The organism is Bacillus sp. BR3(2024), assembly GCF_039134555.1.
Classification (GTDB): Bacteria; Bacillota; Bacilli; order Bacillales; family Bacillaceae_G; genus Bacillus_A; species Bacillus_A cereus.
The window spans coordinates 3,450,874-3,473,133 of sequence record NZ_CP152433.1 but is presented as its reverse complement, the minus strand read 5'-3'; the positions used below and the strand labels follow the sequence as shown (position 1 = coordinate 3,473,133).

Sequence of the window (22,260 nt, the reverse complement as noted above, 5' to 3'; positions counted from 1 at the left end):
AAAGAAAGGACGTCTCATATGGGGATTACAAAAGAATATAAAAAGCATGCCTCTTTACAACCAAATAAAATAGCGATAAAGGAAAATGATAGAGTTTTAACATATAAAGAGTGGTTTGAATCAGTTTGTAAAGTAGCAAGCTGGTTAAATGAAAAAAAATCGAAGAATAAAACGATAGCAATCCTATTAGAAAATCGTATAGAGTTTTTACAACTATTTTCTGGTGCCGCTATGGCCGGGTGGGTTTGTGTTCCGTTAGATATAAAGTGGAAACAAGATGAGCTCAGAGAAAGAATTGAAATTAGTAATCCGGATATGATTGTGACAGAACGATATAAGGTGAATGATCTATTGGATGAAGAAGGAAGAGTAATTGAAATTGATGAGTGGAAAAGAATGATAGAGAAATATCTTCCTACATATTCCACTGTAGAAAGTGTACAACATGCTCCTTTTTATATGGGATTTACATCAGGATCAACAGGAACAGCAAAAGCATTTTTACGTGCACAGCAATCGTGGGTTCATAGTTTTGATTGTAATGTACATGACTTTCATATGAAAAGGGAGGATTCAATTTTAATAGCTGGGACGCTCGTTCATTCTCTTTTCTTATACGGGGCAATAAGTGCATTATATGTAGGACAAACAGTGCACATTATGAGAAAGTTCATTCCGAATCAAGTATTAGATAAGTTAGAAACTGAAAATATATCGGTTATGTATACAGTTCCGACAATGCTTGAATCTTTATATAAAGAAAATAGATTAATAGAAAATAAAATGAAAATTATTTCATCAGGAGCGAAATGGGAAGCTGAAGCGAAAGAAAAAATAAAGAATATATTTCCTTATGCGAAAAGATATGAATTTTATGGTGCATCAGAGTTAAGTTTTGTAACAGCACTAGTCGATGCAGAAAGCGAAAGAAGGCCAAATTCAGTAGGAAAACCTTGTCATAATGTGCAAGTTCGAATATGTAATGAAGCAGGCGAAGAAGTACAAAAAGGTGAAATAGGAACTGTTTATGTGAAAAGTGATCAGTTTTTTATGGGATACATAATAGATGGGGTTTTAACACGGGAGTTGAATGCAGAAGGTTGGATGACAGTGCGAGATGTAGGCTATGAAGATGAAGAAGGCTTTATATATATTGTTGGTAGAGAGAAGAATATGATTTTATTTGGAGGAATCAATATTTATCCAGAAGAAATAGAAAGTGTATTACATGAACACCCAGCTGTTGATGAAATAGTTGTAATTGGTGTAAAAGATAGTTACTGGGGTGAAAAGCCCGTCGCGATCGTAAAAGGAAGTGCTACGAAACAACAATTAAAGAGTTTTTGCTTACAGAGATTATCCTCTTTTAAAATACCGAAAGAATGGCATTTTGTAGATGGAATACCTTATACAAATAGTGGGAAAATCGCTCGTATGGAAGCAAAAAGTATGATTGAAAACCGGGAGAAAATATATGAATAGAGCAGTCATTGTAGAGGCGAAAAGAACACCTATTGGTAAGAAGAATGGGATGTTAAAAGAGTATGAAGTTCAGCAATTAACAACGCCGCTTCTTACGTTTTTAAGTAAAGGGATTGAGAGGGAAATAGATGATGTCATATTAGGTAATGTTGTTGGGCCAGGAGGGAATGTTGCGAGACTATCTGCTTTAGAGGCGGGACTTGGCTATCATATTCCTGGTGTAACGATTGATCGGCAATGTGGTGCTGGTTTAGAAGCAATTCGAACTGCGTGTCATCTCATTCAAGGCGGGGCAGGTAAGTGTTATATCGCCGGGGGAGTAGAGAGTACAAGTACGTCACCTTTTCAAAAAAGAGCACGATTTTCACCTGAAACAATTGGTGATCCTGACATGGGAGTAGCGGCTGAATATGTTGCGGAGCGTTATAATATAACGAGAGAAATGCAAGACGAGTATGCTTGTCTTAGTTATAAGCGGACACTGCAAGCGTTAGAAAAAGGATATATACATGATGAAATATTTTCTTTTAATGGATTATTAGATGAATCTATAAAGCCAGAAATGAATTATGAACGAATCATTAAAAGAACAAAGCCCGTATTTTTACAAAATGGAACAGTGACGGCAGGTAATTCATGTGGTGTAAATGATGGGGCATGTGCTGTTCTTGTAATGGAAGAGGGACAAGCTCGAAAGTTAGGTTATAAACCTGTCCTTCGTTTCGTTCGTAGTGCTGTAGTGGGAGTGGATCCCAAGCTTCCAGGGACTGGTCCGATATTTGCGGTGAACAAATTATTAAACGAAATGAATGTAAAAGTAGAGGACATCGATTATTTTGAAATAAATGAAGCATTCGCCTCAAAAGTTGTTGCTTGCGCAAAAGAGTTACAAATTCCGTACGAAAAAGTAAATGTAAATGGTGGAGCAATTGCGCTCGGTCATCCGTACGGTGCATCTGGTGCTATGCTTGTAACACGTTTGTTTTATCAGGCTCAAAGAGAGTCTATGAAATATGGAATTGCTACATTAGGAATTGGAGGCGGGATAGGGATGGCGCTATTATTTGAGAAAATAGAAGACTAGCGAGGTAACTAGTTTTCTACTTTTTGAGGAACATAAACATTACTACCAGGCTTCGCTTTCATTTCGTTCCAAGCAGCAATCGCATCAGCTTTTGCTTTCCCTTTATTATTTGGATCTTCGAAAAAGTCACGAGTAAAGCGATTGTATTCAAATTGTGCACCGATAGTTGTTTTGTATGTAGGGTCTTTTTTTCGTTCGTTTTCTTCATGCCAAAAAGCTATCGCGTCTTCATATGTTTTTCCAACATTCTCTTTGAAAAATTTTTGAAGAGCTACTGTAAAGCTGAAGTTTGTTCCGATTTTTTCTTTGAAAAAAGCACGAACATCTTCGCTACAGCGGTGATTGTTAGTAATAATCGTTTGAAGAGAAAGGTCTTTATAGGATAGGGAAGCTTTACTCACCTTTTGAACAGAGCTGTTTTTTAATATTTTACCAGTAGTTAAATAATGTGAGATACAATCGGTTATTTCGATCTTAGAGCCACTAGCTGGCAACCCATTCTCACGACAAAATGTTTGGAGTTCTGCTTTTAGCCAATAATAGTTTTGGAAATCTTCAATTGATATAGACTTTGTTAAAGGTGGACGCATGAATGTAACAACTACTTTCTTCCATAATTTTCTTCAATTATAAAACATATGTTCTTTTTATGGAAGGGTTAATTTGTAAATATAATGGGAAGAGGAGATTGCATATGGAAAATGTAATGCAAGTTCGTGTTACAGGAATTTTAATTGAAGATGAAAAGGTATTGCTAGTAAAGCAAAAAGTGGCTAATCGAAATTGGTCTTTACCTGGAGGAAGAGCAGAGAATGGCGAAACGTTAGAGGAAGCAATGATTCGAGAAATGAGAGAAGAGACAGGGTTAGAAGTTAACATTCAGAAGCTACTCTATGTTTGTGATAAACCAGATGCTCGCCCGTCTTTATTACATATAACGTTTTTGCTTAAAAGGATTGAAGGTGAAATTATGCTACCTTCTAACGAGTTTGATCATAATCCAATTCATGATGTGCAAATGGTGCCGATTAAAGATTTAAGTCATTATGGTTTTTCGGAAACTTTTATCAATCTTATAAGTGAAGGTTTTGTAAATGCAGGGAGTTATCAAGGTTTGAAACAAAATATAGGTCTGTAAATATAGGGGAAGGATAGCCGTTCGCTATCCTTCATAACATGTTTTAAACTGCTGACTGTAAAGAAGAAACAAGCTGATTTAAAAATTCATCTCCGCTCATAATTGCTTTCCCGCCACCGCGAGCACTCTTCTTATTTCCGCCACCTTTTCCTTCGATTGTAGGAAGAGCGTCTTTTAAAAGAGCATTCATATCGAGTGATACTGATTTTCCGCAAGCGAGAATACATTGTAGTTTGTCATCATTTTCGATGACGAAATACGTAATTGCTTGCTCTTGTTGTTCTGTAATAATAGCGGAAAGCTTTGCGATTTCTTGCATAGAACGATTTGTAAATACTTTAGAAATAAGTATGCCGGCATGTATTTCCGTAGGGTGTTGAAGTAGTTCATTTGCCTCTGCAAATAATAATTTTTCATTCATTGTTTGTATTGCTTTTTCGTTTTCTTTTTGAGAAGTAAGCAGTTGCGCCACTTTTGTTGGAATATCAGTTTCGCTACTGTTTAATTGTTTGGAAACATTCTTCATAATTTGTTGTTGCTGCCCTATTAATTTAAGTGTGCGCCAGCCAGCGATAAACGTTAGTCGTATGCCACCTTTATTGCGTTCCCAGCTAAGAACTTGAATAGGACCTACTTCACCAGTACGTTTCGGGTGTGTTCCGCCACAGCCGTTATAATCAAAGTTTTCGATCATAACAACGCGTATATTTTCTGTCATAGTCGGTTCTTTACGAAGGGGCAACGTTTTCGCTTCTTCTAAGTTCATCCACTGGATGCGGATTGGATGGTTTTGAAAAACAATTTTGTTTGCAATTTGTATTGCTTTTTCAACCGTTTCTGCATGAAGATTTTCTGTTTCTAAATCAATTGTTACTGTTTCTTTACCAAGATGGAATCCAATTGTAGGCATGTTAAAATGGTCCCAAAAGGCAGCAGATAAAATGTGCTGAGCCGCATGTTGCTGCATATGATCAAAACGGCGCTCCCAATTGATTTTACCTTCTATGTCTTCTGTATGTAATTGTTCTGCAATGTAATGACGAATTTCTCCGTTTATCTCTTCTACATTGATTACATTGATATCATTTAATGTACCAGTATCATATGGTTGTCCGCCACCTGTCGGATAAAATGCTGTTTCATTCAAAACAACGTATAAGTTACCGTCTTTATCATAATCTTGCTTTATAATTTTAGTAGTAAAGTCTTGCTTATAAGCGTCAGTGTAATATAATTTGTGCTCCAATTTTCTTTCTCCTCTCGCATTAACTAGTTTCATTGTAAAGCAATTGAAATTAGTTTCCTAATATTTCAGAAGAAAGAAACTATTTTTAGAATTTTCTTGCTATAATAAGAAAAAGAAAATGCGGGGGTGGAATGAATATGTTATATGAAAACGGCGTAGATAAACTGCTTAGTTTAAGTAGAAATATTTCCGAATTATATCGAGAATTAAACGAAATGACCCGGATTTTAACGGATTGTAATCGAGAAAGTGTGAAGTTTGATCGATTATATGTAAAAGAGTTACTTTGGAAGAAAGAAGATGTAATAGAGAAATATGACCAGCTACTTGTACAACTTTGTATTAACGAATGCTTTGATCTAAAAAGTGTCATTACAGGGGAATATAAGTATACATATGAAGAAGTAGAAAACATAGTTTTACAATTTAATGAAAAGTATAATGTCGCAATCTTAATTAAAGATGTGTGTAAAGAATTACAGTTCACATATGGAATTGATATGGACATAACGAGAACAACTCGGGTATCAACAGCTCAAGTATAGAAAAAGGAAAAGAAAGCAGATCCTTTGCTTTCTTTTTTTGTGAAAATAGAGAGAGTAGGTTTAACGATGAAGGGGAAGTTACAGCATATTCATCCGCTTGGAATGAGTATTATTTTAGGGACATTGTTTGCTAGGTTTGCAACTTCAATGAGTATCCCTTTTTTAGCGATTTATTTAACGACTGTTAAAGGTGTATCAGCTGGAATGACTGGTGCTATTATCGGAACGAGTGCACTTGTTGGTGTTTTTGCTAGTTTTATCGGAGGGAATTTATCAGATCGATTTGGCCGGAAAACGATTATGCTCTGGTCCATGATCGTTTGGATTTTTGTGTTTATAGGTTTTTCACTTGCGGATCATGTTTTAAGTTTCTTTTTATTAAACGCTTTAAATGGATTATGTAGGTCGTTTTTTGAGCCAACATCAAGAGCATTATTATCAGATTTAACAAAGCCTGAGTATCGGTTACTCGTCTATAACTTACGATACGGTGCAATAAATGTTGGAGTTGCTATTGGACCAATTGTTGGATTACAGATTGGAAGTGCAAAATCAACAATTCCTTTTTTAGTAGCAGCTGGGGTATATATTCTATATACAGCTATATTAGCGTTCCAATTTAAGAAGTATCCAATGGAAAAAAAGAAAGTGAGTACAGAAAAACCTGTTACAATGTTAAATGCAATGCGTATATTGCGAAAAGATATAGTATTTTTAGTTGCTTTAGTCGGTATTATTTTGAGTAATTGCGGTTTTTCACATTTAACGACGACAGTATCTCAATATTTTGCAAATGCACATATATTTGAGGATGGAGTGAAGCTATTCTCATATATGCTCGCTTTAAATGCAATTGTTGTAGTGATTATCCAATACCCTGTTATTCAAATGTGCAAAAAATACACACCATTAGCATCCATTATGGTTGGAACTTTATTTGTGAGCGGAGGATTGTTTGGATTTGGAGTAGTAGAATCTATGCTAGGTGCTGCCGTCTGTACAATTATTTTTACAATTGGAGAAGTCTTAATGTTTTCAATGACGGATGTATTTATTGATGATATTGCTGTTGCGCATCTAAAAGGAACATACTTCGGTGCGATGGGTTTCTCGGGAATTGGAGCAGTAATAGGTCCGTGGTTTGGAGGAGTACTTCTCGATTACTACGGGTACCAAAATGGGTTTGCAATATTTTCAGCACTAGCTATATTTTCAACTGTGGCATTTCCTGTGCTTTTAGTTACAAAAGGTTTATCGAAAAAAAGATATGATAGAAATTCTAATATAGAAATGCATGCGAAATAACATAAGCCCCAGTAACCAACTGGGGCTTAGTGTGTATTATATTAACTCTTAATTTAAAAAAAGAACTTTCTTTTCATGCTTATCAGCAACTTCATTTTTGGAAATATGAATGGCTAAATATCCATTTTCTAAGCAGGCTAGCATCTTCTTATAAATAATATTATCGGGTAAAGGAATGATCCGCTGTAAAGAAATATTATTATGAAGTATGCAAATGGTTAGGCCTGTCTTCATCTTTTTAATGACTACATTTTGTTCAGTTACATTTGGTACATCTGTTTCCAAAATGTATTCTTGTTCCGTTTCGCAAAGGTCAATATGAATTTGATTTGGGAAACTAAAGTTACTACAAGAGTCAGAACAAAATTGATCCATCCATTCTTCGAAACCATCAACATGAAAAAGACAATCCTTCTTTTTCTTGCCCATGTAAGACACCCTCCGTAAAATCTCAATTCATACTATGTTATGCATGAATGAAGTAGGGGTGAAGAATAAATGGAAAAATATAAACATTGTATGTGGAAAAGATAGCTAGTGTGCACTTTTTGTTTTACATATCATGATGCGCATGATGTTTTTGGCGTGAATGGTTACGGTTTTTTACTTTATGAGATCCGCTTAATGGTTCAGGTTGTCCTTTTTTTTCTTTCGCTTCACGATTGTTTTTTCCCATTGTATGTGACACCTCCTCTTCCTCTTTAGAATGAGAGAAGTTTGCAAATTTATACGAGAATGTTTTTAGAAAAAAAGGTAAAGATAAATGGGACTAACTATTATGGAAAGGGGATTATATAATGCCATATCATAAAGATAAACAACAAGCGTTCCAAGCAGCTCAGCAAGGTGTTACACAAGCAGAAAATGCATTTAACAACATTGTAAAAAATGATCCAAACTACGGTCATGATTTAAAAGAATTACGCCAAGAGGTTCAGGAAGCGTATGAACAAATTCAAAATGCACTAGAAGTAGCTTCAGAAACACAACGCCCACAACTTGAGCAATACGAAAATAACCTTCAAAATATTATGCAGCATGTAGATCAATTAGAAAAGTAAATGAGGTTGTTGTGTATTCGACAACCTCATTACTTTAACGAATATTATGCTAAAACAGAAAATTTTTCTACTCGTTTTTTCTTTATTATGCGCAGTACATATATTTCAAGTTGAAAAAGTGGAAGCGAAAATGTTGCTCAGAAAAGAGCTAGAACCAACTGGCTATGTAACATGGGAAGTACCTAATAATGAAAAGATTATTGCTATTACATTTGATGATGGACCGGATCCAACTTATACACCACAAATTTTAAATTTATTACGTCAATATAAAGCAGAAGCGACATTTTTTATGATTGGATTTCGGGTTCAGCGTAATCCATATTTAGTGAAACAAGTGTTAAAAGAGGGACATGAAATTGGAAATCATACGATGAATCATTTGTATGCGAGTAATTCATCAGATGAAAAATTAGAAAATGATATTTTAGATGGAAAGAAATTTTTCGAAAAATGGGTGAAAGAACCTTTGCTATTCCGTCCACCGGGTGGATATATTAACGATGCTGTATTTAAAACAGCGAAAGAAGCTGGTTATCAAACTGTTCTATGGTCGTGGCATCAAGATCCACGTGATTGGGCAAATCCAGGGGTTGAATCCATTGTAAATCATGTAGTGAAAAATGCAAAAAGTGGTGATATTGTATTGTTACATGATGGGGGAAATAATCGTAGTCAAACAGTAGCAGCGCTAGCAAAAATTTTACCTGAACTGAAAAAGCAGGGCTATCGATTTGTAACGGTTTCGGAATTGTTACGTTATAAACATTAGAAAAAATCCCAAAAGGTGAATGCTCCTTTTGGGATTTTTCGTTACTGGTTCTTTTTGCGTTTCTTATTATTTTGTCGTTCTGCAGCAGTTAAGTTTTCATTTGCAAACTCTTCGTTATAACCAGCACCTTGTCCTTGTGCAGATGCCGCATTCATTCCTGAAATAGTATGATTTGCTTTTCTTTTACCCATTTTATTTCACCTCTATAACTTTTTTTGTAAGTTGCATGATGAGCAGTTCATAGTATGTATGAACTGTAAAGAAAGCGCTAATAGAGCACTTTACTTTATGGTAATAGTATTCATAAGGAACATGAACACTATTCAAATTTAGAAACATAAAGAAAACTTATGATAATCTATAAGTTTCTTATTATTTACTTATTTAGAAAGTTGTAATAAGATATTATCGTAAGGTATTGAAAAGTTTGTCTACATTTTATATTCAGACAACTTAGTCACGTTTAACAGGGGGGAAACATAATGGTCAAACATAATCCATTTCAATCACGCGCAACTTTTGAAGTAGATGGAAAAACGTATCATTATTATGATTTGAAAGCGCTTGAAAACGCAGGGGTTGGCAACGTATCTCAATTACCATATTCCGTGAAAGTTTTACTTGAATCAGTACTTCGTCAAGTAGACGGACGTGTAATCACAGAAGAGCATGTTACAAATTTAGCGAAATGGGGAACGAAAGATGTGCAAGATATCGATGTTCCATTTAAACCATCTCGTGTAATTTTACAAGATTTCACTGGTGTTCCAGCTGTTGTTGATTTGGCTTCGCTTCGTAAAGCAATGGCAGACATGGGTGGGGATCCTGATAAAATTAATCCGGAAATTACTGTAGACCTTGTAATCGATCACTCTGTACAGGTTGATAGAGCGGGTACGGCAGACGCGCTTGCATTCAACATGGACTTAGAGTTTAAACGTAATGAAGAACGTTATAAATTTTTAAGCTGGGCACAAAAATCATTTGATAACTACCGCGCAGTTCCACCAGCTACAGGTATTGTACACCAAGTAAACCTTGAATATTTAGCACCAGTTGTTCACGCGGTGAAAAATGCTGAAGGTGACTTAGTTGCATACCCAGATTCATTAGTTGGAACAGACTCACATACAACAATGATTAACGGTATCGGCGTTCTTGGTTGGGGCGTTGGTGGTATTGAAGCAGAAGCAGGAATGCTTGGACAGCCTTCATACTTCCCAGTACCTGAAGTAATCGGTGTAAAATTAACTGGTACACTTCCAAGTGGTACTACAGCAACTGACGTTGCATTAAAAGTAACACAAGTATTACGTCAAAAAGGTGTAGTTGGTAAATTCGTTGAGTTCTTCGGTAATGGACTAAAGAGCATGCCTTTAGCTGACCGTGCAACAATTTCAAACATGGCACCAGAATATGGCGCAACTTGTGGATTCTTCCCAATCGATGATATTTCATTAGAATACTTACGTTTAACAGGTAGAGATGAAGAACAAATTCGCGTTGTTGAAGAATACTGTAAAGCGAACGGCTTATTCTATACAGCAGACAGCAAAGATCCAATTTACACTGATCTTGTTGAAATTGATTTAAATACAATTGAATCTAACCTTTCTGGACCGAAACGCCCACAAGATTTAATTCCACTTTCAGATATGAAAGATGCGTTCCACAAAGCTGTTGTAGCACCAGTTGGAACACAAGGACTTGGATTTAATGAGCAAGAGTTCGATAAAGAAGTGAAGGTTACATTAGAAGATAAAGAAGTAACGATGAAAACAGGTGCAATTGCAATCGCAGCAATTACAAGCTGTACAAATACATCAAACCCATACGTATTAATTGGAGCAGGTCTAGTTGCGAAGAAAGCAATTGAAAAAGGACTTGTAGTACCTGAGTACGTAAAAACATCATTAGCACCAGGATCTAAAGTTGTTACTGAGTACTTAGATAAATCAGGTTTAACAACATATTTAGACCAATTAGGTTTCCAAACAGTTGGTTACGGCTGTACGACTTGTATCGGTAACTCTGGTCCATTAGCGCCAGAATTAGAAGAAGCAATCGCAGCAAACGACTTATTAGTAACATCTGTTTTATCTGGTAACCGTAACTTTGAAGGTCGTATTCATCCACTTGTAAAAGCGAACTACTTAGCATCACCACCACTTGTTGTGGCATATGCACTTGCAGGTACTGTTGATATTGACCTGAAAAATGATGAAATCGGTAAAGATGCAAATGGTAATGCTGTTTACTTCAACGATATTTGGCCATCAGCTAAAGAAATTGAAGATGTAGTTCAAAGCGTTGTTACATCTGAGCTGTTCAAGAAAGAATATGCACAAGTATTTAATAGCAATGAGCGTTGGAATGAAATCCAAACTTCAAACGAAGCTTTATATACTTGGGATAATGATTCAACATACATTCAAAACCCACCATTCTTTGAAGGTTTATCTAAAGAGCCAGGTGAAGTTGAAACGTTATCAGGCTTACGCGTAGTTGGTAAATTTGGTGACTCTGTAACGACAGACCACATTTCACCAGCAGGTTCAATCGGTAAGCACACACCAGCTGGACGCTACTTATTAGAAAACGGCGTACAACCAGTTGACTTTAACTCTTACGGTTCTCGTCGTGGTAACCATGAAGTTATGATGCGTGGTACATTCGCGAACATCCGTATTAAAAACCAAATTGCACCAGGAACAGAAGGCGGATATACAACATACTGGCCGACTGGTGAAGTAACATCAATCTATGATGCTGCTATGAAATATAAAGAAGATGGCACAGGTCTTCTAGTTGTTGCTGGTAAAGATTATGGTATGGGAAGTTCTCGTGACTGGGCTGCGAAAGGTACTAACTTATTAGGTATTAAAGCAGTAATCGCAGAAAGCTTCGAACGTATTCACCGCAGTAACTTAGTGTTAATGGGTGTATTACCACTTCAATTTAAAGATGGCGAAAGTGCTGAAACGTTAGGTCTTGTTGGTAACGAGTCATTTGAAATTCAAATCGACAAATCAGTTAGACCACGTGATCTTGTAAAAGTAGTTGCAACTGATTTAGATGGCAACGAAAAACAATTTGAAGTAGTAGCTCGTTTCGATAGTGAAGTTGAAATTGATTACTACCGTCACGGTGGTATTCTGCAAATGGTTCTTCGTGAGAAAATTGAAGAGTCAAAAGTGTCAAACTAAATAATTGAAATGAACGAGAAGGAAGCTAACAACTGTTAGCTTCCTTATTTTATGGAAAGGGATGAAACCATTTGGTTTCATCCCTTTCTTTTTACTGTGAAAAAATGGAGGAAACGTCATGAAAGAATATAAAAGAATTTTGTTACCGTTACAGAAAGAAAAAATATTAGTAATAGCAGCTGTATGTAGTGGGATAATTGCTGCCATTTTAAATTTATCACGCCCAATTTTCATGGGATTAATTGTAGACAATCTTATTCAAAGAGAGCTAAAAGGTGCGTATTTATATATAGCTTTGTTTGCGGGTAGTCGCTTTTTAATGTGGGCGAACAATCTTTTATTTGATTATATAAGTTCAAAAGCGAGTCAACGTATATTACAAACGAAACGTATAGAATTATTGCGTCACTATTTCTCATTACCGTTTGAAGAGAGTGAGAAGATTAAGCAAGGAGAGTTAGAAACTTTGGTCGTGTCTGATATTCCGAACTGGGTCAGGTTATATGGCTCTATATTAATAGAATATATACATGCCATTGCGCAATTTATAGGTGCGTTCATAGCACTACAACATATAGATATACAGTTCATATTGTGGATAACTCCGTTTTTATTTTTAAGTGCAACGGTTCCGATGTTGTTTGGGGAAAAGGTAAGAAATATCGCAAGCGTTGCTCAAAAAAATCACTCAAGTGTTGTAGAGATGGTGTCACAGTTTGTAAAGGGAATACAAGATTTGCGGAGTTTACAAAAAGAAAAATGGGCAATTCGCTTATTTAAAAGAGTAACGGCACAATCGTATAAATCGGAAGTAAAGAAGACGATGATGCAACATTGTATTGGAGTAGTTGGAACGGTGATTGAAACAGGAGCATATATCCTTGTTCTCATTATAGGTGCACAAAAAATAATGAGGGGAGAAATAGAAGTTGGTTCACTCATTGCAGTGTTAGCGACAATTGAGATGCTCTTTTTCCCTGTCCGTTATGTAGGCGATTTATTAATAATGACACAAGTTGCAGTCGCTTCGGCAAATAGAACTTTTTGCTTTTTAAATAAACGAGCAGCAGATAACAATGTAGAAAGAGCGATGGGTATCAGGATAACAAATGTTTCATTTCAGGAGAATGACGAAGAGAAATGCAGAATTCATAATATTGATTTGCAAATTCGTCCTGGTGAACTCGTTATTATTGTGGGAGAAAGCGGTGCAGGAAAAACAACGCTTTTAAAGTTAATAACGGGCTTGTATAAACCATCTAACGGTAGTGTTGTTTATTATGGTCAAAAGGCTCGAATGACTACAGTGTGGCAAGAACCACGTTTTTTCCGAACGACGGTAACAGAGAATATGTATTTCGGGGAAGAGTGTTTAGAAAATCAGTTAGAAAAAAATAGTGAACTTATAAATGTAACGCCGATTATTAGAGGGTTACCTGAAGGGAGTCAAACTGTGCTACATAAAAGCGGTGAAGAGCTTTCAGGAGGCGAAAGAAAACGTCTCGCATTATTGCGAGCGATTGTATCAAATCCAACTCTTATTATTTTAGATGAACCGACGGCTGGGTTAGATCCAGGCAATCAAGAACTGGTTTGGAATATGATTGAAGGGATAGGAAGAGATGTAACGAGAATTGTGGCAACACATGATGTAGAGAGAGCGATGATAGCAGATTGTGTTGTTGTCATAAAGAATGGGACTATTGTGGAATGTGGGAATCCTAGAGAATTATTAAATTGCAACTCATTGTACAAAGAGTTGCAAACAAAAAGATAAGAGATATGTAATGCCCTTATCTTTATTCAGCTATTTGCCGGGCAGCCCGATTGGTGAGGGCTGATTAAAGTTTCACTTTATTCGTTCTCATTAAGTTGATAAGTATAAGAATTCGGATCACTAGAATTAACTTCTTTGACGAGAGTAAGTTGATTTGTATCTGGATTATATTTGAAAATCTTAATTGTATGTTCGCTACTTAGTAATGGATTATATTCTTGAATAGCGAATGTATTTTCCGCAATTTGTGTCATATTACTGGTGGGAACATTTTCTATGGAATCATGATTTGTAGAAATTTCAACGACTTTTTCACTGTTGAAAAATAAAAGAACGATTACTAAAATAACTAAGCATATTCGTATATAGCGTAGCTCTTTGGTGATAGGGTGTTCTCCCAAAATAATCATCCTTTCTATAACTATTCTATAGTAGTAATGGTAGTCATCGTGAAAAAAGTAATAATGCCGAGGCCTGCCCAAAGGATAAATGAGATTAATGCGATATAGAGACAAATACGTCCAACTTGTTTTTTTTCAGGGTCTTTACTAAATAGTGAGATAATCCATGTGATAATTCCGATTGGGGAAAATATAAAACTAAGAATATATAGAAGTATTTTTTCAAATAAATTCATGAGAGCTCCTTTCATTGTAAAATATTCTATTTATTTCTAATTATATGATGGAAAGGTAAATATTTCATCACAGTTATAAAAATTCTGATTATTTAGAATGTGAATATTTCCAAGCTTGTCCGTATAAGCTAAAATAAGATATATAGTATTTTGATGAATGTGTTAAAAGAAGATAATACGTTAGGGTGATATAAAATGTGGCGGAAGCTTACGATTATTGTAGTGTTACTTTGTTTAGCGGGATATGCAGCTTATGAACAGTTTGGTAATAAAGAGCAGGCGGTAAAAGTGAAGCAAGAAAAAAGTGAAGCTGTGATGAAAGAGATTATCGCAAGGAATGGTATTGAGATAGGGAAGAGCGCACCAGACTTTGAATTAACTAAGTTAGATGGGACAAATGTAAAGTTATCGGATTTAAAAGGAAAGAAAGTAATTTTAAACTTTTGGGCTACGTGGTGTGGACCATGTCAGCAAGAAATGCCTGATATGGAGGCTTTCTATAAAGAACATAAAGAAAACGTAGAAATTTTAGCAATCAATTATACGCCTTCAGAAAAAGGTGGGGGGGAAGAAAAGGTAAGCAATTTTATTGAAGAAAAAGGAATTACTTTTCCTGTTTTATTGGACAAGAACATTGATGTGACAACAGCGTATAAAGTAATTACGATTCCAACTTCGTATTTTATAGATACAAAAGGTGTCATTCAAGATAAGTTTATTGGGCCGATGACGCAAAAAGAGATGGAGAAAAGGGTTGCTAAATTAAAATAATGGTAAAAAGGTAGAGGTGGAGAGTTCCCATTTCTGCCTTTTCTTTTTCAAGTAGTAATAACTTCATGATATGATGTAAGAAATATAAACGTTTAGAGATAAAGGAGTGTATGGAGTGGGGAATGTATCCTTACCGTTAGATTATGTTGTAATTGATTTTGAAACAACAGGATTTAACCCTTATAATGATAAAATTATTCAAGTTGCAGCGGTGAAATATCGTAATCATGAACTGGTAGATCAATTTGTTTCATACGTGAATCCAGAGCGGCCAATTCCGGACCGAATAACGAGTTTAACAGGTATTACCAATTATCGCGTTTCAGATGCACCGACGATTGAAGAAGTGTTACCTTTATTTTTAGCATTTTTACATACAAATGTTATTGTGGCTCATAATGCTTCTTTTGATATGCGCTTTTTGAAAAGTAATGTAAATATGCTTGGGTTGCCTGAACCTAAAAATAAAGTAATTGATACTGTATTTTTAGCGAAGAAATACATGAAGCATGCGCCTAATCATAAACTTGAAACGTTAAAACGAATGCTTGGAATTCGTTTAAGCTCTCATAATGCATTTGACGATTGCATTACGTGTGCTGCTGTTTATCAAAAGTGTGCAGCTATTGAAGAAGAAGGGAAACGAAAAGTAAATAAGGCTATGCTTGATGAAACTGCGGTATGTGAAGCGGTGAAAGAAATACTTGCATGTAATAAACGTAATGTAGAATGGCTACGTTGTATGAACGTAGGAAGTTATTTAGATATAAAAGCTTTTTATCCAGTTATGAGATTAAAGGTAAAAGGACGAAAGAAATATGTATTAACAGAGATATTAGAAGAAGATGTGAAAGAAATATGTACAAGTTTAAAATGTGAACCGGCGTTAAAAAGTGAAGTTGGTAATACGAGAATTATGCTTAATAGCTTAGAGGATGTTATGAAATTAGAAAGTTATATTTTAGAGCAGTATGATTTTGTATTACAGGCGCTTCATGATTATAAAGAAAATGAAATGAATGCAGATGAAAAGTTGAAAGAGTATTTAAATATTATGGTATAAAAAACTCCGTGTGCAATATATTGTACACGGAGTTTTTTTAGGAGTACTAAAACATAAAATTTTCTTGCAAATCTGATTAAAGAGTTTTTTGTTTGCTCATACTATGTAATAAGAAAGCGAAGGAGAGAGGGTGAACAACATGAGAAGAAGTCGCCGTAAATCGTTTGAAGAACTTGTAAATGAAAATAAACAACAATTATTAAGCGATCGTGATGCAATTGATCGCATTGAAGAGCGCATTGAAAAACGTTATGAAATGAAACTTTTTAAGCAAGCTGAATAATTCTTAACACTAGTACGATACTAGTGTTAAGGAGGCGATAGTAATGGGTAATCCGAAAAAAAATTCAAAAGACTTTGCACCAAATCATATTGGAACACAATCGAAAAAAGCTGGTGGAAATAAAGGAAAGCAAATGCAAGATCAAACAGGTAAACAACCGATTGTTGATAATGGTTAAAGAAAAGGAGAATATTACATTCTCCTTTTTTATGTATAAATTTGAGGAAAGATAGGTAATTTAAGATGGTGTGTATATACAATATTAGGAGGGAAGTACATGCCAAATCCAGATAATCGAAGTGATAACGCTGAAAAGTTACAAGAAATGGTGCAAAATACAGTTGATAACTTTAATGAAGCAAAAGAAACAGCGGAACTTTCTAATGAAAAAGATCGTGCTGCTATTGAAGCAAAAAATCAAAGACGTTTAGAAAGTATTGACTCATTAAAAAGTGAAATCAAAGATGAATCTTAACAAAATGTACAAAAAGGGCTGACTTTTGTCAGCCCTTTTTCGTAATTGTAAAATTTTCAACGAGTAAACGCCAATTTTGTGGGAATGGTAAACCGATTTTCCAGTAACTAATACCACCTATACCTTGTTCTTTCATTAAATTGAATTTACTTTGAACAGACCGTGAATCTTCAAACCAAACTTCGTGTTGCACGCCGTTTTCATCAAAATAATTAAAATGAGGAGCTTGGGCTGTGAAATCATAACGAATAGGGACATTATATTTACGAGCTAGTGCAACAGCTGCGACAGAGCTAATTGCTTTTGCGGGTGGATTTCCTTGTTTAAATGGAAGCTTCCAATCAAACCCGTATAAATTTTGCCCCATCATAATTTTTTGGGGAGGCATTTGAGATTTTGCATATTGAAGTACTTCTTTCACCGGACCGATAGGAGAAATTGCCATCGGTGGCCCGCCCTGCCATCCCCAGTCATATGTCATAATGACGACGAAATCAACAATTTGCCCTTGCGCTTTATAATCGTGAGCTTCGAAAAATTTTCCCTTTTGATTTGAACTTGTTTTCGGTACGAGAGTTGTGCTCAATGTGTACCCGCTAGGTAAGCGTGTTTTTACATTTCGTAAAAAACGATTATACGCTTCGCGGTCTTCAGGTGCTACACTCTCGAAATCGAAATGAATGTCTCGCATGCCATATTTCTCAGCTGTTTGCAAAATGTTTGTAATAAATTTGTTTTGAATCGTTGCGTCGCGTAAAATAACCGATGTTAGATCGGCACTGAAATTACCATTTTCAATATTTGTAATAACGAGCATAGGGATTGTTTTACCCTGCGTTGCAATATTAGCGATTTTAGCTGTTTCAGTAGGTTCTTTTAATGTGCCATCTCTTTTTGCCTCAAAACTAAAATAAGCTAAGTATGTTAAAAATGGATTGATGGCACGTGTAGCATTAACTAAACTCTCTTTAATCGGTATAGTGGAAGGTTGTAAATAAGCGATGGATTCTACAGCTCGTTTTGTACCTTTTGGTACGTATAATTGTTGTCCGACATGGAGAATAGATTTTAAAGATAAATTATTAACTTTAGCTAAACTAGCGAGGGGGACATTATATGTTTGAGAAATTCGATATAGGCTGTCACCAGGCTGTACATAATAATTATTCCCTTTCGTATTAACGATAAGTGCCTGACCAACCACGAGCGTTTCAGCTGGATTTAATCCATTGTCTTTTACTATTTCGTCAGGTGTTGATCCATATTTTGATGCCAAGCTATATACGCTATCACCACTACGAACAGTTACAATTTGAATCATATGCTGGCTCCTTTCAGTAAAAGATTCACTGTTTTTATTTTATTTTTGATGTTACTGTATTATGATTAAATGTATGCAAGGTAGCAGAAGTGAAAGAAGGCGAATATACATATGTTTGTAGCAGAACATGAAGTTGAAATCCGTTATGCGGAAACAGATCAAATGGGTGTTGTTTACCATTCAAACTACTTAGTGTGGCTTGAGTTAGGTCGCACGAAACTTATACAAGATTTAGGTTTTTCATATGTTGAAATGGAGAAAGAAGGAATTATTTCTCCTGTGTTAGATTTACAAATTTCATACCGTAAAGCGATGCGTTACGGAGAAAAAGCAATCGTAAAAACATGGGTAGATACTGTGAGCCCACTTCGCGTTGTATATGGATATGAAATATATAATGGTGATGGTGAACTTTGTATTACTGCAAGTACGACGAATATTTGTGCGAAAAAAGAAGGGTTCCGCCCTGTATCATTTAAAAAGTTATATCCTGAGTGGTATGCGAAATATGAGGAAATTAAGAAAAAATAAAAAGCGTGGCAGAAGCCACGTTTTTTTATTTTTCATAATTAAATTGTGGGAAGTCGTCACCTTCGTTAAGTGTAACAGATAAATTATGTCCATCGAAGAACCATTCATCATCGCCTTCAATAAAGAAGTTAATACCTTCTTCTTGAATTTGAACAGCAGGATGTGCAGGGTCATCTTTACGAATACCTAAAGAAAGTCCTTTTTGCACAGTACTGCAACCACCGTATTGTACGAAAAAGCGTAGTGTTTCATTTGATTGTAAGTTTAATTCATTTTTATACCATTGTGCTGCTTCTTTTGTTACGGAAAGATTCATGTATAGTTCCTCCAAATTATGTTGCTTTTTCTTTAGTATAAAAAATAACGCAAAAAGACGCTATTAATATGCTTCACGTTTTCTTTTTGCGTTATGTGGGTTACGATCTTATTTTTGCTTTTTTGAAAAGTTTGCTTTTGGTTCAGTTTTATTTATAATTCGTCCGATATTTGCACGGTGTTTATAAATAACCATACCTGCTAATAAACACATCGCAATAATGAAGATTTTATCCCCGCTAACAATGGATGCAATAACAGCAACAACTGCTGTTACCATAGAAGAAAGTGATACGTATCTTGTTGTAAATAAAAGGGTGAAAAATACAACAGCCAATATTGCAAAAACAACTGGTGAAAAGCATAATAGCACCCCAGCAGAAGTTGCAACTGCTTTACCACCGCGGAATTTCGCGAAGATTGGATAGACATGTCCAAGAACAGCCGCTAACCCGAACCATAGTGGATGAATATCTAATCCGAAAATCATTGGTAGACTTGTTGCTAATGTCCCTTTTAAAATGTCAGCAATTGTAACGGTAAAACCTGCTTTTTTCCCTAATGTGCGGAATGTGTTTGTTCCGCCTAGATTACCGCTCCCGTGCTCACGAATATCGATTCCGTAGCCGATTTTTCCAACAACTAGTGCAAATGGAATCGAGCCAAGTAAGTAGGCAACGATAAATAAAAGATATGTAGTAACCATAAGTTCAGTCTCCTTTATTCAAATGTGTTGATAAAGGGTAAAAAGAGTTTTTCCCGTATATTGTACCATACATTTGTAAAGAGCACATTTCTTTTTTGTAAATGAAAAATTCATTATTTCGTGAAAAAAATTTCACAGTAATGTTACATTTCTCACAGAAACAGTAAGACTATATGTAGTAACATTTTAATCAAAAGATAACAACATATTGGTGGAGGGTTATAAATGTTACAAAATAATACACGTGGAGAAGAAGAATTAATGAAAGTGTTTGAGACAATAGTCCACGGCAATGAACAAGATTTGATGCAAGAAAATGCAAATGTAGACGGCCGCTCTCCAATGGGCGTAATGGGAACGTTCGCATCTGAGAGTGCAAAATATTATGCTGTTGAGAATTTATTGTCAGATCAAGTGAAAAAAGCGATAAATGAAAATATATTATATCCACATGATTTAGATTTTTATGCAACAGGAACGACGACTTGTTCACAAATTCCGTTAGCGCAAATGCTTGCTAACGGTTTTCATACTGGACATGGACATATGAGACAACCGCAAGACATTAAAAGTGCATTGGCTCTTTCGTCTATTATTTTTCAAGCGAATCAAAATATGCAGCATGGTGGTCAATCGTTTGCACTCTTTGATATTGATTTAGCACCTTATGTACGAAAAACAATTGAGAGACATAAAAAACGATTACAATCATATCCGCTTACGAAAGAACAAATAGAAGAATTTGCATGGAAAGAAACGGAAAATGATACGTATCAAGCGTGTGAGGCTTTCGTTCATAATTCGAATAGTATGCATAGTAGGGGCGGAGGACAAGTACCGTTTATTTCTATTAATTACGGAACAGATACATCAAAAGAAGGAAGAATGTTAATTAAACAACTTTTAAAAGCGACACAAGCTGGACTTGGTAAAGGAGAGACACCGATTTTTCCGATTCAAATTTTCAAGATGAAAAAAGGTGTGAATTTTGAAGAAAGTGATCCGAACTACGATTTATTTGAATTAGCATTAGAGACAACCGCAGAGCGATTATTCCCTAACTTTTCATTTTTAGATGCTCCGTTTAATGCAGTGCATTATGATGGAAGACCAGAAAGTGAAGTATGTTACATGGGATGTCGTACCCGTGTTATGTCTAATATACATGGAGAAGAAACAGCGATTGGTAGAGGGAATTTATCATTTACGTCTATTAATTTAGTGAAATTAGCGTTAATTAGTGGTTCAAAAGAAGCGTTTTTTGAAGCGCTAAACTATTATTTAGATTTAGGAATTAAGCAGCTATTAGAAAGATATGCGTATCAATGTACGAAGCGAGCAAGAGATTTTCAGTTTTTATATTCACAAGGTGTATGGCGTGGTGGAGAAACGTTGCAGCCTGAAGACTCCGTAGCCTCGATTTTAAAACAAGGGACGTTAAGTATTGGTTTTATCGGTCTTGCGGAATGTTTAGTAGCTTTAACAGGAAAGCATCATGGGGAAGATGAAGAATCATGGAAACTTGGGTATGAAATTATTTCCTTTATGAGAGATAGAATGGATAAAGCGACAGAAGAACATCAACTGAATTTCTCAGTAATTGCAACTCCAGCAGAAGGATTATCAGGGAAGTTTGTGAAAAAAGATAGAGAAGAATTTGGCGTGATTGGCGGCATAACGAACCATAATTACTATACGAATTCATTCCATATTCCAGTTTATTATAACATTCAAGCGATAAATAAAATCCGTTTAGAAGGCCCGTTCCATGCTCTCTGTAATGGAGGACACATTACTTATATTGAACTAGACGGAGCAGCAATGCATAACAAAAAGGCATTAAAACAAATTGTACAAGCCATGGCAGAACATGGCGTTGGATACGGTTCAATTAATCATCCTGTTGACCGTTGTAAGTGCTGTAGTTATCACGGGGTTATTGGGAATGAATGTCCAAGTTGCGGGAATGAAGATGAGGCTAATATAGAAAGAATTCGCCGTATAACAGGCTATCTTGTAGGAGATATGTCAAAGTGGAATAGTGCGAAACGTAGTGAAGAGATAGATCGGGTGAAACATAAATGAAAGTGATGAATATTATTCATGATAGTGTAGTAGATGGAGAAGGATTGCGGACAGTCGTGTTTTTTGCGGGCTGTCCGCATCGTTGCGTTGGTTGCCATAATCCGAAATCGTGGAATATTTGCAACGGAACGGAAATGACAGTAGAAGAAATTGTGAAAGAGATTGCAAGTAATCCATTAACTGATGTAACATTTTCAGGTGGAGATCCATTTTTTCAAGCTGCTGAAGTGAAAAAGGTAGCAAAAATCGTGAAAGATTTGAAAAAAAACCTATGGATGTATACAGGTTATACGTTAGAAGAGATACAGAGTTCTCAAAATAATGATATGATAGAGTTGTTACATTATGGGGATGTTTTAGTCGATGGAAGGTTTGAAATTGAGGAAAAAGATTTAACACTTCCATTTCGCGGAAGCTCCAATCAACGTATTATTCGATTGAAAGAGTAAAAAGGCGG

General features: G+C 35.6%; 27 protein-coding genes. 17 read left to right on the top strand and 10 right to left on the bottom strand.

From position 1 onward, the window contains the following. Window positions 1–18 precede the first annotated feature (18 nt). Both V7S45_RS17755 and V7S45_RS17750 read left to right on the top strand, forming a co-directional pair. A complete protein-coding gene (locus V7S45_RS17755; protein ID WP_061457596.1) occupies window positions 19–1,482 on the top strand; it encodes an acyl-CoA synthetase in 1,464 nt (487 codons plus the stop codon). Continuing rightward, window positions 1,475–2,566, top strand: a complete 1,092-nt coding sequence (locus tag V7S45_RS17750; protein ID WP_342761446.1) for an acetyl-CoA C-acyltransferase — start codon at window positions 1,475–1,477, stop codon at window positions 2,564–2,566. The genes V7S45_RS17755 and V7S45_RS17750 overlap by 8 nt, the downstream gene beginning before the upstream one ends. An 8-nt stretch (window positions 2,567–2,574) precedes the next feature. Here V7S45_RS17750 and V7S45_RS17745 read toward each other — a convergent pair whose 3' ends face one another. Beyond that, the gene (locus tag V7S45_RS17745; protein ID WP_001247728.1) at window positions 2,575–3,156 is read right to left on the bottom strand and encodes a DUF6434 domain-containing protein; all 582 of its coding nucleotides are present in this window, start codon (window positions 3,154–3,156) and stop codon (window positions 2,575–2,577) included. 104 nt (window positions 3,157–3,260) lie between these two features. Here V7S45_RS17745 and V7S45_RS17740 point away from each other — a divergent pair, with 104 nt between their 5' ends. Further along, window positions 3,261–3,704 carry an NUDIX hydrolase gene (locus V7S45_RS17740; RefSeq protein ID WP_000432568.1) on the top strand — a complete coding sequence of 148 codons (444 nt, stop codon included), beginning with the start codon at window positions 3,261–3,263 and terminating at the stop codon, window positions 3,702–3,704. A 43-nt stretch (window positions 3,705–3,747) separates the two neighbouring features. Here V7S45_RS17740 and V7S45_RS17735 read toward each other — a convergent pair whose 3' ends face one another. Next, window positions 3,748–4,950 (bottom strand): serine-tRNA(Ala) deacylase AlaX, encoded by a 1,203-nt coding sequence (locus V7S45_RS17735; protein ID WP_000400368.1) that lies wholly within the window; start codon window positions 4,948–4,950, stop codon window positions 3,748–3,750. Between the two features lie 137 nt (window positions 4,951–5,087). Between V7S45_RS17735 and V7S45_RS17730 the strand changes: the two genes are divergently transcribed. Both V7S45_RS17730 and V7S45_RS17725 read left to right on the top strand, forming a co-directional pair. Then, window positions 5,088–5,495 (top strand): hypothetical protein, encoded by a 408-nt coding sequence (locus V7S45_RS17730; protein WP_000965149.1) that lies wholly within the window; start codon window positions 5,088–5,090, stop codon window positions 5,493–5,495. A 66-nt stretch (window positions 5,496–5,561) separates the two neighbouring features. Next, complete coding sequence (locus V7S45_RS17725) at window positions 5,562–6,800, top strand: MFS transporter (RefSeq protein WP_000676811.1); 1,239 nt, start codon at window positions 5,562–5,564, stop codon at window positions 6,798–6,800. Between the two features lie 48 nt (window positions 6,801–6,848). Here the strand turns inward: V7S45_RS17725 and V7S45_RS17720 are convergent, their stop codons facing one another. Next, on the bottom strand, window positions 6,849–7,229 hold the full coding sequence (locus tag V7S45_RS17720; RefSeq protein ID WP_000516747.1) for an Hsp20 family protein: 381 nt from the start codon (window positions 7,227–7,229) through the stop codon (window positions 6,849–6,851). A 124-nt stretch (window positions 7,230–7,353) separates the two neighbouring features. Then, window positions 7,354–7,476 carry a small acid-soluble spore protein P gene (locus V7S45_RS17715; RefSeq protein WP_000517649.1) on the bottom strand — a complete coding sequence of 41 codons (123 nt, stop codon included), beginning with the start codon at window positions 7,474–7,476 and terminating at the stop codon, window positions 7,354–7,356. Window positions 7,477–7,597: 121 nt separating this feature from the next. Between V7S45_RS17715 and V7S45_RS17710 the strand changes: the two genes are divergently transcribed. Both V7S45_RS17710 and pdaB read left to right on the top strand, forming a co-directional pair. Next, complete coding sequence (locus tag V7S45_RS17710; protein WP_001146294.1) at window positions 7,598–7,861, top strand: hypothetical protein; 264 nt, start codon at window positions 7,598–7,600, stop codon at window positions 7,859–7,861. A 46-nt stretch (window positions 7,862–7,907) separates the two neighbouring features. Continuing rightward, window positions 7,908–8,633: a polysaccharide deacetylase family sporulation protein PdaB gene (pdaB, locus tag V7S45_RS17705; RefSeq protein WP_002041622.1), complete on the top strand. Its 726-nt coding sequence runs from the start codon at window positions 7,908–7,910 to the stop codon at window positions 8,631–8,633. 41 nt (window positions 8,634–8,674) lie between these two features. Here pdaB and sspO read toward each other — a convergent pair whose 3' ends face one another. Continuing rightward, window positions 8,675–8,824: an acid-soluble spore protein SspO gene (sspO, locus tag V7S45_RS17700; RefSeq protein WP_000518051.1), complete on the bottom strand. Its 150-nt coding sequence runs from the start codon at window positions 8,822–8,824 to the stop codon at window positions 8,675–8,677. A 291-nt stretch (window positions 8,825–9,115) separates the two neighbouring features. On the opposite strand from sspO, the gene acnA reads away from it, so the two are divergent. Next, the gene (gene acnA, locus V7S45_RS17695) at window positions 9,116–11,839 is read left to right on the top strand and encodes an aconitate hydratase AcnA (protein ID WP_000238564.1); all 2,724 of its coding nucleotides are present in this window, start codon (window positions 9,116–9,118) and stop codon (window positions 11,837–11,839) included. Between the two features lie 118 nt (window positions 11,840–11,957). After that, window positions 11,958–13,616 (top strand): ABC transporter ATP-binding protein, encoded by a 1,659-nt coding sequence (locus tag V7S45_RS17690; protein ID WP_242278532.1) that lies wholly within the window; start codon window positions 11,958–11,960, stop codon window positions 13,614–13,616. A gap of 77 nt (window positions 13,617–13,693) precedes the next feature. Here the strand turns inward: V7S45_RS17690 and V7S45_RS17685 are convergent, their stop codons facing one another. Beyond that, on the bottom strand, window positions 13,694–14,026 hold the full coding sequence (locus V7S45_RS17685; protein WP_074555548.1) for a YmzC family protein: 333 nt from the start codon (window positions 14,024–14,026) through the stop codon (window positions 13,694–13,696). Window positions 14,027–14,037: 11 nt separating this feature from the next. Beyond that, window positions 14,038–14,253: a hypothetical protein gene (locus V7S45_RS17680; RefSeq protein WP_001047912.1), complete on the bottom strand. Its 216-nt coding sequence runs from the start codon at window positions 14,251–14,253 to the stop codon at window positions 14,038–14,040. Between the two features lie 195 nt (window positions 14,254–14,448). Here V7S45_RS17680 and V7S45_RS17675 point away from each other — a divergent pair, with 195 nt between their 5' ends. The 5 genes from V7S45_RS17675 to tlp all read left to right on the top strand — a co-directional run bounded on the left by V7S45_RS17675 (window position 14,449) and on the right by tlp (window position 16,845). Beyond that, window positions 14,449–15,024 carry a redoxin domain-containing protein gene (locus V7S45_RS17675; protein ID WP_025687658.1) on the top strand — a complete coding sequence of 192 codons (576 nt, stop codon included), beginning with the start codon at window positions 14,449–14,451 and terminating at the stop codon, window positions 15,022–15,024. A 115-nt stretch (window positions 15,025–15,139) separates the two neighbouring features. Further along, the gene (locus V7S45_RS17670) at window positions 15,140–16,087 is read left to right on the top strand and encodes a 3'-5' exonuclease (protein ID WP_342761445.1); all 948 of its coding nucleotides are present in this window, start codon (window positions 15,140–15,142) and stop codon (window positions 16,085–16,087) included. 139 nt (window positions 16,088–16,226) lie between these two features. After that, window positions 16,227–16,370, top strand: coding sequence for an FbpB family small basic protein (locus tag V7S45_RS17665; RefSeq protein WP_001254699.1), 144 nt, complete (start codon window positions 16,227–16,229; stop codon window positions 16,368–16,370). Between the two features lie 43 nt (window positions 16,371–16,413). Continuing rightward, window positions 16,414–16,548 (top strand): acid-soluble spore protein SspN, encoded by a 135-nt coding sequence (sspN, locus tag V7S45_RS17660; protein WP_000527987.1) that lies wholly within the window; start codon window positions 16,414–16,416, stop codon window positions 16,546–16,548. A 99-nt stretch (window positions 16,549–16,647) separates the two neighbouring features. After that, window positions 16,648–16,845, top strand: a complete 198-nt coding sequence (tlp, locus tag V7S45_RS17655; RefSeq protein ID WP_001133511.1) for a small acid-soluble spore protein Tlp — start codon at window positions 16,648–16,650, stop codon at window positions 16,843–16,845. 28 nt (window positions 16,846–16,873) lie between these two features. On the opposite strand, the gene V7S45_RS17650 is transcribed toward tlp, so the two are convergent. Further along, entirely contained in the window at window positions 16,874–18,166 is a 1,293-nt protein-coding gene (locus V7S45_RS17650; RefSeq protein ID WP_000614855.1) for a glycosyl hydrolase family 18 protein, read from the bottom strand. Between the two features lie 111 nt (window positions 18,167–18,277). Between V7S45_RS17650 and V7S45_RS17645 the strand changes: the two genes are divergently transcribed. Further along, a complete protein-coding gene (locus V7S45_RS17645; RefSeq protein WP_000495812.1) occupies window positions 18,278–18,697 on the top strand; it encodes a thioesterase family protein in 420 nt (139 codons plus the stop codon). Window positions 18,698–18,722: 25 nt separating this feature from the next. Here the strand turns inward: V7S45_RS17645 and V7S45_RS17640 are convergent, their stop codons facing one another. Both V7S45_RS17640 and plsY read right to left on the bottom strand, forming a co-directional pair. After that, window positions 18,723–19,013, bottom strand: a complete 291-nt coding sequence (locus V7S45_RS17640) for a HesB/YadR/YfhF family protein (protein WP_001054453.1) — start codon at window positions 19,011–19,013, stop codon at window positions 18,723–18,725. A 108-nt stretch (window positions 19,014–19,121) separates the two neighbouring features. Next, a complete protein-coding gene (gene plsY, locus V7S45_RS17635) occupies window positions 19,122–19,718 on the bottom strand; it encodes a glycerol-3-phosphate 1-O-acyltransferase PlsY (protein ID WP_342761444.1) in 597 nt (198 codons plus the stop codon). Between the two features lie 225 nt (window positions 19,719–19,943). Here plsY and V7S45_RS17630 point away from each other — a divergent pair, with 225 nt between their 5' ends. Continuing rightward, window positions 19,944–21,803, top strand: coding sequence for an anaerobic ribonucleoside triphosphate reductase (locus V7S45_RS17630; protein ID WP_000940069.1), 1,860 nt, complete (start codon window positions 19,944–19,946; stop codon window positions 21,801–21,803). Continuing rightward, window positions 21,800–22,252, top strand: coding sequence for an anaerobic ribonucleoside-triphosphate reductase activating protein (gene nrdG, locus V7S45_RS17625; protein WP_000867076.1), 453 nt, complete (start codon window positions 21,800–21,802; stop codon window positions 22,250–22,252). Before V7S45_RS17630 ends, nrdG begins: the two co-directional genes overlap by 4 nt. Window positions 22,253–22,260: the final 8 nt, after the last annotated feature.